This is a genomic window from Rhodococcus sp. 1163 (assembly GCF_002091985.1).
Lineage (GTDB): Bacteria > Actinomycetota > Actinomycetes > Mycobacteriales > Mycobacteriaceae > Rhodococcoides.
The window spans coordinates 396472-407452 of the sequence record NZ_MKKX01000033.1 but is presented as its reverse complement, the minus strand read 5'-3'; the positions used below and the strand labels follow the sequence as shown (position 1 = coordinate 407452).

The window sequence follows — 10981 nt, the reverse complement described above, 5'->3', positions numbered from 1 at the left end:
GCCAAGTTACCTTGCAGTACATCTCCGAATCCGGTTGCGATCGTTACATCTGCTTACTGATCCGCTGGGCCCCCGCCAGCGACATCGATACGGTCGGCCGAACGCTCGGCAGTATGCACGAGCCGGTGATCTGAGATCACGCCACCGTTCTTCTTTCCTGAATTCGGCACCGGTCCAATCTACAGTGCTGCCGACAATCGACTCCAACTCGGCGAGGCCTGTGCAGGCGCCTGCTCAGGCGGTCATGTCCAGCGACGCGATGACCTTGGTCGGATGAATACGAACCACCAGCTCACCGGGCACCCCGTTGCGCTTGCCGAACTCTGCGGCACGCTCGGCTCCCATATATCGGGCGCCGATCTCGGTGGCAGTACGCACCAGGTCTGCCGGCTCCTCGGACGTCGTGGCGATTCCTTGAATCTGCACGAATCCGTAGGGCGGCTCCTCCAGGTCCACCGACAACGCGACGCGCGGGTCACGTGCGATCGCGCGCCCCTTCGCGGTCTCGGCACCAGTGTTGAACACGATCGTCTCGTCTTCGAGAACGAACCATATCGGCACCACCAGCGGCCGCCCGTCCGCCGCGACGTAGCCGAGCTTGCCTGTTCTCGTGCCGAAGCCGAGAAATTCACGAACCTCACTATCCGCCAGTGTTGCCATCCCGCGAGCCTATCGACTACCACCGACAATTCTCCGTGCGATCGTCAGATACACCGCTGCAAGTTCTGGCGCCGAGAGTGGACCGTCGGGCCGATACCATCCTGCGATTCCGACGCACAGTGTCGTCACCGCCCGAGAGGCATCCTCCGCATGCTCGGTGTCGAAGTCACCCGACTCGACGCCGTCGTGGACGATCGTGTCGAGCATGCGCTGCTGCTCATCACGTTGGGCGATGTACTCACTGCGGTTGTCGGCTTCGAGGCTGCGGATCTCGGTCGATCCGATGAACGCCTGATCCCGGCGATACATGTGGAACAGGAGTAACGAGGTGACGACGGCATCGAACCGGGCGCTGGGTGAGGACCCAGCTTCTGATTCCGCGATCCTCGACCGTTGAAGCAAATCAGCCATAGCGGCCTTCATCAGACCCACCAGAAGGGCCTGCTTCGACGGGAAATGGTGATACAGCCCTGGCACCGACAGTCCGGCGCGAGCTGCGATCTCACGCACCGAAGCCCCGTGGTAGCCCTGCTCGACGAACGCTGCGAGGGCCGCAGCCAGCGGCGCGGAGAGCACCGAGCCCTCGTAGAAGCGCCAGCTACCTCGCTCCGCATCTCCACTCATGTTGTCCCAGCTTGCTCGAATGTGACCTTGCCTGCGCGAACAGTGGCCAGAATAGGATCCGAACGCAGGTCGCGGTTTCCCAAGTTCGCGGGGTGTTCGGCCAGAATCACCAGATCCGCGGCATCCCCGACTTCGACCGATGGGCGGCCACCACAGGCCGCGCTCAAGGCGATATTCAGCGGTAGCGCCTCCTCGACCTGCCACGGCCGGCGATCGTCGTCGGTGCGCCACACGGCATCGGCGACCGCATCGAGCGGCGACGGCGAGCTGACCGGGGCGTCGGAGCCGAACAGCAGCTCCACGCCCGCGCGATGCAGCGAGGCGTACGGGTAGGAGATCGAGGCTCGCCCACTCCACAGTTCGTCGGCGACGTCACGGTCGCTCATCGCGTGCTGAGGCTGGATGGAGGCCGCGACGCCTGCCGCGGCGAACCGCTGCACGTCGACAGGCAGGACCTGTTGAGCATGCTCGATCCGCCCGCCGGCCCCGATAGCCTCGAACGCGTCGAGTGCGAGTGAGTTCGCGCGGTCACCGATCGCGTGAACAGCCGGCTGCATTCCGGCTTCGGATGCCTTGCGCATCAGTGCCTGGAGGTCTGCGGGCGTCTCGAGAAGCAGGCCGGTTCCGGAACCATCGGGATACGCGTCGTGACAACATGCGGTTCGGGTGTTCAGTGAACCGTCGAACATCACCTTCAGCGGGCCGAGTGAAAGATGCCGCCCGTCACCGATGCGATCACCGGTCCTCGCGCCGAGGTGCAACTCGTGTTCGAGCCATTCCGGCCACACCGCGATGGACACGTCGACGAATGACTGCCCGACGTCGGCACGACGCAGCCAGACAGCTCTGTTGTCCGCGTACTCGAAATCGGTCACGGCGGTGATGCCTCGTCGAGCCAATTCGGCGGTGGCGTCGAGGACACTGCGATCACCGTGCTCGGTATCGGCCCGCCGGTCGAGAGCACCGAGACCTTCCATGCAGTCGTGATCGCGCAATATCCCCGTCGGATGATCGATGGACAGTTCGGCCAGAAGTGCCGGACTGAGCCACAGTGTGTGCAGATCCATGCTCGTGATCGCCACGAGGCGGTCCGGTAGGGCCCTCTGCAACACATCCTTGTGTGGCGCGTCGGGCCACAGCGCGTCCCGAAAACCTTGGGCGCGCAGTATCCCGTGCCCGTACCGCTCCTCGGAGTGCACAAGGATGTCCACGACGGCAGCGGCAGAGTCTGATTCCGAGACATCGATCCGCGTCAACGATGCGGCCCACTGCGTCAGATGCACGTGATTGTCCACGAAACTGGGCAACAGCGCCCCTCCCCGACCGTCGAGGATCTCCCCCTCGGTGGCGCGCGAAGCACTCCCGGACGGGGTCACCTCGGCGATCCGACCACCGACCGTCTGCACTTCGAAGGTCGGGCCGCCCGCGGCGAGAACCACGTTTCTGATCAGCACCTCCGGACTCTAGAACACTCTTGCCTTGAAAGCGTGGGCCGACCGAGTGGGAACCTCTGACGAAGGTGAAGCATCAGCGGCTGTGGTCTCGTCCACGTTCGACGAACCAATCCACCAGATCCGGTGCATCGACGGCCGAGCGGTCGAGAATGCGAGCGGCGTCATCACCCTGAAAGATCCGTTTGAGCGGAACCTCGAGCTTCTTCCCCGTCCTGGTGTGTGGGATTCCGGGGGCTGCGATGATCTCATCGGGTACATGCCGCGGTGATGCGTGCTCCCTGATGACCGCCTCGATCCGTCCTCGTAGCGGCTCATCGAGTTCGGCACCGTCGGCCAGCACTACGAACAGCGGCATCCAATAGCTACCGTCGCCGGATTCGATCCCGAGGACGAGGGATTCGACCACCTCGGGTAAGGATTCGACTGCCTGGTAGATGTCGGCACTACCCATTCGAATACCGTTGCGGTTCAATGTCGAATCGGAACGCCCGTGAACGATGACGCTGCCATGATCGGTGACGGTAATCCAGTCTCCGTGGCGCCACACCCCTTCGAAGGTATCGAAGTACGCGTCGTGATACCGCGATCCGTCCTCGTCGTTCCAGAACCGGGTCGGCATCGACGGCATCGGCTCGGTGATGACGAGTTCGCCTACCTCGCCGGTTACCGAACGACCCTGGTCGTCGTACGCGGCCAGCGCGACGCCGAGGTAGGGGGCCGACAGTTCGCCCGGCCATACCGGCACCGTGCGCACCCCACCCGCGAACGCCGAGACCACATCGGTCCCACCCGAGATCGAGAATACCGGGACGTCACGGCTGATGTTGTCCGCCAACCAGATCGACGATGTGGCCGGTAGCGAAGACCCGGTGATCCCGATCGCCCGCAGCGCACCGAGGTCGTGATCTTCACCTGGGTGTGAACCCGCCTTGATGCAAGACAGCACGTAGCCCGGGCTCGTTCCAAGGAAGGTGACCTTCTGTGCGGCAGCGATTTTCCACAACGCATCGGCCGTCGGGAAGCCCGGGCTACCGGACGAAGTCACGATGGTGGCGCCGACGAGGAGACCTGCCACCTGAAAATTCCACATCATCCAACTGGGGCTCGTGTACCAGAAGAACGTGTCATTCGGTCCGATATCCGATTGCAGTCCAACGGACTTGAGATGTTCGAGCAGAACTCCACCATGACTGTGCACGATCCCCTTGGGCAAACCCGTGGTACCCGAGGAGAACACTATCCACAGCGGATGGTCGAACGGAACAGGAACACTGGTCCACACGCGCTCGCCGGCAGTGGCCTCGTCCCACGTGATCGATCCTGCAGTGACATGCGTGCCGACCTGGACGACGAGATCGACCGTCGGCAAGTTCTCACGCAACGCGCTGACGTCTGCAGTCTTGTCGTGGAATTTGCCGCCGTAGGAGTACCCATCGGCGCTGATCAGCACCTTCGGATCCAGTTGTCCCAACCGATCCGATGCGGCAGACGCGGAATAGTCCTGTCCACAGGCCGACCACACCGCACCGATGCTTGCCACCGCCAGAAACGCGATCACCGTCTCGGGAATGTTGGGAAGATAGCCGACGACGCGGTCTCCCTTCGTGACGCCTCTAGTCTTCAACGTCTCGGCCAGCGATGCTGCCTGCCTAGCCAACTCGTGCCAGGACAGTCTGGTGATCGATCCGTCCTCGTGAGCGTGGACGATCGCGGGCCGATCGGTTCGGATATGTCGCTCGACCTGGTCGACGTAGTTCAGCGCGGCGCCGGTAAACCACTGTGCCCCCGGCATATCGGTCGATTCGAGAATCGAGGTGGGTCGATCGGCGACGATGATGTCGAAGTAGTCCCACACCGCGCGCCAGAAATCGGGGAGATTCTCGGTGGACCATGTCCACAACGATCGATAGTCGGTCAGGTCGAGAGCGTGCCGCCGTTGGACGTAGCGCTGAAAGTCCGTGATGCGCGCATTCTCGATGTCCTCGGTCGACGGCGTCCACTGCGTATCGGTCATATTGTTCAGTATTCCCGACGGTGCCCGATCCGCGTCGTAGGTCACTGCGGCTCCACTGCCAGCATTACGATGGACTTCTCACGCATCTCGACTTTCCGCACCTTACCGGTGACCGTTGTCGGGAACTCATCGACGACGTGGACGTATCGCGGGATCTTGTAGCCTGCCAGTTTTCCCTCACTGAATGCTCGAACCGCAGCGGCATCGAGCGGTACTGCGCTGTCCCGCATTCTGATCCAAACCATCAGTTCTTCGCCGTACTTCGCGTCGGGAACTCCGATCACCTGAGCGTCGAGGATATCGGGGTGGGAGTACAGAAACTCCTCGATCTCTCGGGGGTAAATGTTCTCTCCCCCTCTGATGACCATGTCCTTGATCCGCCCTGTGATGGCGACGTAGCCGTCGGCGTCCATGACTCCGATGTCGCCGGTGTGCATCCACGCCTCGGCATCGATGGCCTCGGCTGTCTTTTCCGGGTTCTGCCAGTACCCGGCCATGACGGAATAGCCTCGTGTGCACAGCTCCCCCGGCTCACCGCGCGGTACGGTCTCCGCGGTCGTCGGGTCGACGATCTTCACCTCGAGATGCGGACCTACTGCACCTACCGTCGAGACTCTTTGGTCGATGGTGTCCTCGCTACGAGTTTGCAGCGAGACTGGCGAAGTCTCGGTCATGCCATAGCAAATGGACACCTCGCTCATTCCCATTTTGTCTATCACCTGCTTCATGATCTCCGCCGGGCACGGCGACCCTGCCATGATTCCGGTGCGTAGACTCGACAGGTCGAACGAATCGAACTCCGGCAGCGCAAGTTCGGCGATGAACATCGTCGGGACGCCGTACAGCGATGTGCACCTCTCCTTCTCGACGGCGGCGAGCGTTGCAGCAGGCTCGAAAGCTCGTCCAGGGATCACCATGGCACTGCCGTGGCTTGTGCAGGCAAGGTTGCCCATGACCATGCCGAAGCAGTGATAGAACGGCACCGGGATGCACACTCGGTCCTCGGCGGTGTAGTGGCACAGTTCGCCGACGAAAAACCCGTTGTTCAGGATGTTGCTGTGGCTGAGCGTGGCGCCTTTGGGGAATCCTGTTGTACCCGAGGTGTATTGGATATTGATCGGATCGTCGACCCGCAGTCGGTCCTGCACCTCGGCGACCATTCGTGGTCGATCGGCCAGCGCGCGGTGCCCGCGGTCGGTCATCAATTCCCATCCGAAGCTGCCGATGTATACCACTTCCCGCAGATCAGGAGTTTCCGGACGAGCCTCCTCGATCATGGCCGCGTAGTCCGCGCCCTTGAACTCCTGCGCCGACAGTAGGACCGACACGCCTGATTGCTTCAGTACGAACCGCAACTCGTGGGTGCGGTAGGCCGGGTTGATATTGACCAGAATGGCACCGATTTTGGCGCTTGCGTACTGCGCCAGTACCCACTCCGGGCAGTTCGGGGCCCATATGCCGACGCGATCGCCCTTCACGACGCCTTGCACCAGCAGGCCCGCGGCCAACAATTCCACGTCCGCGAGGAACTCCGAATAGGTCCACCGCCGGTCGGACACGACATCTATCAGCGCATCATGCCCGCCGTACAGCGATGCAGTTCGATCCAGATTTGCTCCGATAGTGTCTGCGAGCAGCGGCTGAGGCGACGCTCCTGACGCATAGCTGAGTGTCTCCATGACTCCCACGATAGTGAGCTGCGTCACCGAGGACCACCCCCGGACAGGGGTACTCAGTCGAGCGTCATGGTCTCCGAGGATTCGAGAACATCCGCTCGAGAGGTGTCCTTCAGCGCCACACCCGACCGTCCCAGGCTGCGCGCGCCCCGCACGAGTCCGGCAACGATCTTGGCGGATTGCCGATAGCCCAATCCTTCCGGTGGGTGAATGTTCGAGATGCAGTTGCGGTCGGCGTCCGACCGGCCTGGCGCAGGCAGATGCGTCAGATAGATGCCCAGACTGTCGGCCACCGACAGCCCGGGGCGTTCACCGATCAGCACGACGACAGTGCGCACCCCCATCGCCTCTGCGATGTGATCGCCCAGTGCCACCCGAGCCTCGGTCGCGATGACCGGCGGCGCCATCGTGTACAGGTCTGCCAATTCCTCGACAAGCGCTTCCAACATCGAGGTTCCATGATCGGTCAGTGCGCGCGGCGAGAGTCCGTCGCTCAGCACGAATCCGATATCGAACTCCCCCGGCGTGATCGAAGACAGATCCTGGGGCTGTCGGCCCAGGTCCGGTCTGCGGAGATACTCCGCCCGCGATGTCGCCTTCGAAGTCACGACGGCAGGAGCACCGATCCCTACCCGCTCGACGGCGACTGTGAACGAGTCCACCTCCAGTGGCGTGTGTACGGCGTCACGGGCCGCGGCGTGTGCGGACCTGAGCTCGAGAACACGTCGCGTCGGCAGTGAATCGCCGGTGCGGCCCAGTCCGATTCGAGCCTGCGTACTCAGTCTCAGGTCCGCCCAGAAGTCGGTGGGTTCGATCTCGGTCATCGTGTACCCGTCAGCGCTCGTAACGGGGACCCCGTTGCGTCGACGTCGAGTATCCGACCATGGGAGTCCACCATGCCCAGGCGATCGAGCCAGGCCGCAAATTCGGGAGCAGGTTCGAGGCCCAGTACCTGACGCACGTACAGGACGTCGTGAAAACTCGAACTCTGATAGCCGAGCATGACGTCGTCCGCACCGGGAACGGCGATGACGAAGGCCACTCCTGCGGCGCCGAGAAGCGTCAACAGCGTGTCCATATCGTCCTGATCGGCCTCGGCGTGGTTGGTGTAACAGACGTCGACACCCATCGGTAGGCCGAGCAGCTTTCCACAGAAGTGGTCCTCGAGCCCGGCTCTGATGATCTGCTTACCGTCGTAGAGGTACTCGGGTCCGATGAATCCGACGACGGTGTTGACCAGCAACGGTTCGAGGTCGCGGCATACCGCATACGCCCGCGTCTCCAGTGTTTGCTGGTCTACTGGTTTGCCTCCCATTCCAAGGTGCGCGCCGGCGCTCAGCGCTGAACCCTGGCCGGTTTCGAGATACATGACGTTGTTGCCGACGGTTCCCCTGTGCAGCGATCGACCTGCTTCGTTGGCTTCGCGGAGGAGCGAAACATTGACGCCGAAACCAGAATTGGCGCCCTCGGTTCCCGCGACGGACTGAAAAACCAGGTCGACGGGAACGCCTTTTTCGATCAGCTCCATCGTCGTCGTGACGTGCGAAAGGACGCAGGACTGCGTCGGGATCTCGAAACGCTGACGAATGTCGTCGAGGAGATGTAACAGATCCGACGTCGCATGAGGTGAATCGGTCGCCGGGTTGATTCCGATGACGGCGTCCCCCGACCCCAACAGCAACCCGTCCAACGTTGCCGCCGCGATGCCGCGTGGGTCGTCGGTCGGATGATTGGGTTGCAGCCTCGTCGCGAGCGTTCCCGGCAGGCCTATCGTCGTGCGAAACGCTGCGGTGACCTCGGCAGCGCGTGCCACCGCGATCAGATCCTGGTTCCGCATGATCTTGCTGACTGCAGCCACCATCTCCGGGGTGAGGCCTGGTGCAACGGCACGTAGCGTCGCTGCAGCCGAGGTCGATGCGGCAGTGTGCAGAAGCCAGTCTCGGAGTCCTCCCACCGTGAGATGCGAGACTGCGCCGAACGCGACGCGGTCATGCGAGTCGATGATGAGTCTGGTGACTTCGTCGGTTTCGTAGGGAACCAGAAGGTCCTGCAGAAATACCCCGAGGGAGACTTCCGACAGTGCCCACTGTGCTGCCGCACGCTCTGCATCGGATTGTGCTGCGCACCCGGCTAATTCGTCGCCCGAGCGTAGTGGCGTCGCTTTGGCCATCAGTTCCACGAGAGAGTCGAACTGGTAGGTAGTGCCCGATATCTGCTGCGTGTAGGTGGTCATTCGAGCTCAGCTTCTGCCTTCGCCAGCGCTGCGAACTCTTCGTCGGGCGAGTTCGCGACCAGGTGATGGCGGCTGTAGATACCGAAATACAGCATGAACGCAGCGAACACGCCCAGGCACCAGAGCGCTGCAGTGCTGTCGACAAGGAACGTTGCGACGACGGCCAGCGCGGCGACTACCAGGGCGAAGCCGGTAGTGACGACTCCACCGGGAGTGCGGTACGGGCGTTCCATCTCCGGTTCCTTGCGACGCAGCACGATGTGGCTGATCATCATCAGAACGTAACTCAGCGCGGCGCCGAAGACTGCCATGTTGAGCAACATCGCACCTTGCCCCGTGAGCGAGAGCAGGAAACCGATGATGCCGGGCACGATGAGTGCAAGGACGGGAGCTTTACGAGAGTTGGTGACAGAGAGCGTCTTCGGTAGGTACCCGGCACGAGAGAGCGCGAACAACTGCCTCGAGTAGGCGTACATGATCGAGAAGAAGCTGGCAACGAGGCCGGCAAGTCCGATGTAGTTCACCACCTTGGCGGCTCCACTGTCGCCGAGCGCCTCCACGAGTGGATTGCCGGATGACTGCATCGCCTCGGCTCCGCCTGCGCCGGTGACGAGGAAGAGCACCGATGCGCCGGTGACGAGCAGGATGCCCATCGCAGCGATGATGCCGCGCGGGACGTTCTTGGTCGGGTCCTTGGCCTCCTCCGCGGCGAGCGGCACTCCTTCCACTGCGAGGAAGAACCAAATGGCGAACGGGACCGCTGACCAGATTCCGAGGTATCCGAACGGCAGGAAACTCGACGCGCCCGCTGCATCCGTCGGGGCGATGTCGGTGAGGTTGCTCGCGTCGAACTTGCCCAGTGCGGCGAGGACGAAGATCACCAATCCGACCAACGCGATGGCGGTGATGACGAACATGATCTTCAGCGCCTCACCGGCGCCGGTGAGGTGAATGCCGATGAAGATGGCGTACACCGCCAGATATACCCACCACCCATCGGTGATTCCGAAAAGGCCGAGGGATTCGACGTACGCCCCGATGAAGGTGGCGATCGCGGCCGGGGCTATCGCGTACTCGATGAGAATTGCCGTACCGGTGGCGAACCCACCCCACGGTCCGAGTGCACGCCTGGCGAAGGTGTAGCCGCCTCCCGCCGCCGGTAGCGCCGAGGACATTTCGGCCATCCCGAGTACCATCGCCAAATACATTCCCGCGATCAGTACGCCCGCGATGAGAAGCCCACCGAATCCACCTTGTTCGAGACCGAAGTTCCACCCCGAATAGTCCCCGGAGATAACGTAACTGACACCGAGTCCGGCGAGGAGGACCCAACCGGCCGTGCCCTTCTTCAACGTTCGTTTGGCGAGGTAGTCGTCGCCTTCGACGTGTGAATCGACACCGCCGTGATGTGATGCCGTCGGATCGCTGACAGACATGAAAATCCTCTCGTGCAAGTGGAGGTTCGCGCGCGCGGGTTGCGCGAGTCGGCTCAAAATAGGCCCGCTGTGTAAGCGAGATGTCATCTTTCGATGACGAGAGAATTACGGCGTCCTACGTCACTTGGTTGACGTCACCGATGTCGCCCTCGTCCGGTTCTGCGACTGTCAGCACTGCGTCCACAACAGCCTTGTTGGTCTCGAGCTCACGCTCCAGTCGCCGGAGCGTGCGCGCGATCGACGATTCGACGGCATCACCGACGAGATCGACACTTGCCACAACATAGATCTGCTTGGGCCCGGCGAATTCGATACGAACGAAGTTCACCGACGCTACACCCGGTAACTCTTCGATCCTGTCGACTACTGCTTGCCATAGTGCTCGCGACCCGGGTTCGCCGGTGAGAAAACGGCGGTTCCGGTCGATCGGAACGAATGCGACGATTGCCAGAAGTATGCCGACGAGAATGGAACCCATCGCATCCCACGCCGCGTTGCCGGTGATCTGGTGCAGCCCGATCCCGATTCCCGCGATGACGAGACCGATCAGTGCTGCGGTGTCCTCGGCGAAGACCGCGCGAAGCGTAGGGTCCGACGTCTGCAAGCGTCGACCAGAAGTAGGTCTCTCGACCGCGTCCGAGCGGACGTTCGTCGTCCGGGCCGCGCGAGCCCCGCTTGTGGGCGACGAGCAGAAATATCTCGTTGCCGGTGTCGGCCCACGAGTGCGCGGCCTCGGCAACCAGCGAAGCGGAACCGGCGATGACTGCGGCTGCAGTCGTGGCGACAGCGACGCCGAAATTCGCCACGAAGGCGATGACGACGGTGTGGAAGCTGTCGCCACCGGTGACTGGAGCGGTCGTAGAACTCTTCATCGGTCCGACCTC

General features: G+C 62.4%; 8 protein-coding genes and 1 pseudogene. All 9 read right to left on the bottom strand.

The annotated features are described in order from the left end of the window. Window positions 1–234 precede the first annotated feature (234 nt). A complete protein-coding gene (locus BJD99_RS15715; RefSeq protein ID WP_084348037.1) occupies window positions 235–660 on the bottom strand; it encodes a PPOX class F420-dependent oxidoreductase in 426 nt (141 codons plus the stop codon). Between the two features lie 9 nt (window positions 661–669). Beyond that, window positions 670–1284, bottom strand: a complete 615-nt coding sequence (locus BJD99_RS15710; RefSeq protein ID WP_084348036.1) for a TetR/AcrR family transcriptional regulator — start codon at window positions 1282–1284, stop codon at window positions 670–672. After that, window positions 1281–2738: an amidohydrolase gene (locus BJD99_RS15705; protein ID WP_084348035.1), complete on the bottom strand. Its 1458-nt coding sequence runs from the start codon at window positions 2736–2738 to the stop codon at window positions 1281–1283. The genes BJD99_RS15710 and BJD99_RS15705 overlap by 4 nt, the downstream gene beginning before the upstream one ends. Window positions 2739–2811: 73 nt before the next feature. Continuing rightward, window positions 2812–4752, bottom strand: coding sequence for an acetoacetate--CoA ligase (locus BJD99_RS15700; RefSeq protein ID WP_084348113.1), 1941 nt, complete (start codon window positions 4750–4752; stop codon window positions 2812–2814). Window positions 4753–4793: 41 nt separating this feature from the next. Further along, the gene (locus BJD99_RS15695; RefSeq protein ID WP_084348112.1) at window positions 4794–6431 is read right to left on the bottom strand and encodes an AMP-binding protein; all 1638 of its coding nucleotides are present in this window, start codon (window positions 6429–6431) and stop codon (window positions 4794–4796) included. 53 nt (window positions 6432–6484) lie between these two features. Beyond that, window positions 6485–7252 carry an ethanolamine ammonia-lyase subunit EutC gene (gene eutC / locus BJD99_RS15690; protein WP_084348034.1) on the bottom strand — a complete coding sequence of 256 codons (768 nt, stop codon included), beginning with the start codon at window positions 7250–7252 and terminating at the stop codon, window positions 6485–6487. Beyond that, window positions 7249–8661 carry an ethanolamine ammonia-lyase subunit EutB gene (locus tag BJD99_RS15685; RefSeq protein WP_084348033.1) on the bottom strand — a complete coding sequence of 471 codons (1413 nt, stop codon included), beginning with the start codon at window positions 8659–8661 and terminating at the stop codon, window positions 7249–7251. Before BJD99_RS15685 ends, eutC begins: the two co-directional genes overlap by 4 nt. Continuing rightward, window positions 8658–10097 (bottom strand): ethanolamine permease, encoded by a 1440-nt coding sequence (eat, locus tag BJD99_RS15680; protein WP_084348111.1) that lies wholly within the window; start codon window positions 10095–10097, stop codon window positions 8658–8660. The genes BJD99_RS15685 and eat overlap by 4 nt, the downstream gene beginning before the upstream one ends. Window positions 10098–10212: 115 nt before the next feature. Beyond that, window positions 10213–10969, bottom strand: a pseudogene (locus BJD99_RS15675) (cation diffusion facilitator family transporter). Window positions 10970–10981 lie beyond the last annotated feature (12 nt).